The 1,271-nt window shown below is 69.0% G+C and carries 1 protein-coding gene; it reads right to left on the reverse strand.

The genetic code is table 11. From position 1 onward, the window contains the following. Positions 1 to 196: 196 nt before the first annotated feature. Positions 197 to 937, reverse strand: a complete 741-nt coding sequence (locus KBY47_RS36140; RefSeq protein ID WP_210928869.1) for a class I SAM-dependent methyltransferase — start codon at positions 935 to 937, stop codon at positions 197 to 199. Positions 938 to 1,271: the final 334 nt, after the last annotated feature.

A 1,271-nucleotide genomic window follows, 5' to 3' on the forward strand; every position in this document is an offset into this window, starting at 1 on the left:
GAGCTGTGTCGGTCCCTTGGGTCGGCTGAGTGGTGAGCCGGGGTGGTGGGGGCGCGTCGGCGCCTCGCCTGCACGCCGGGCCGGCTTAGCGGCTTGCGGGCCGGTGGGGGCTGACATTGGCGGTCGGCCGTGGCTTGGCCTGGTTTGGCCACGGCTGGTCTTGGCCACGGCCAGTCTTGGCTGGGCCGGGCTGGGCTCAGGTGGGCTTGCGCCATACGGAGATGTGCTTCGCGGAGTCCTGGGTGAAGGGCTCCCCGTTCCATTCGGCGACGCGCCGTTCCAGCTCGAGCCCGGCGATCCGTGCCATGAGGTCGAGTTCCGCAGGCCAGGCGTACCGGTGCCGTGAATTGCCGCGACGGTAGCGGCCGTCGTCGCCGTCGAGGGTGAAGTGGTTCGAGACGAGGATCTGCTCGACCAGGTCGAAGGTGTCGAAGCCGAGGTGGCGCTCGGAGACGTCGAACGGCACGGCGACCTGGCCGGGCGGCAGGGACCGCAGCGGCGGCACGCCCAACTCGATGACGAACCGGCCGCCGGGCCGGAGATGCCGCGCCGCATTGCGGAAGCACTCGACCTGCTCGTCCTGAGTGAGCAGGTTGGAGATGGTGTTGTAGACGAGATAGACCAGGGTGAACTCGCCGGGTACGACGGTGGTGGCCATGTCCCCGAGGACCACCGGGAGCGTCTCCTCGTCGACCTTGCGCCGCAGCACCGCGGCCATGTGCTCGGACAGCTCGATGCCCACGACCGGCACACCACGCTCCCGGAGCGGGACCCCCACCCGCCCGGTCCCGATGGCGAACTCCAGCACCCGCCCGCCCCCGGCGAGTTCTGTCAGGAAGTCAAGAGTCGACCCGAGAACGGCGGCCGAGGACATCTCGGTCTCCTCGGCGTCGTAGCGTTCGGCGGTCGCACGGCCCCACAGCTCACTACTCGTCACGGCCGACCACTCTCCCCGGCACGGAACGTTCCTGTCGACGCATTTTCCGACCGCTGGCAGTGATTGGCCCCTTTGACCCACCCACCCCTGACGAACAAGGGCATACACCCAGGTAGCAGAGAGGCACCCCAGAAACCCCATGAGCAAAAGGCACCACTTACCCCCGCAACCACCAACTCCGCCCACTCCTGAGGCTGATGTGACACCAGAGACCGGACTCACCCCTCCCCACCGGTCCGCAAGCCGCTGAGCCGGCCCGGCGTGCTGGCGAGGCGCCGACGCGCCCCTCAACCGACCCCCACCACGCAGCCCACCCGAAGGGAAAACGGACCTG

It is taken from the genome of Streptomyces sp. B93, from assembly GCF_018070565.1.
Lineage (GTDB): Bacteria > Actinomycetota > Actinomycetes > Streptomycetales > Streptomycetaceae > Streptomyces.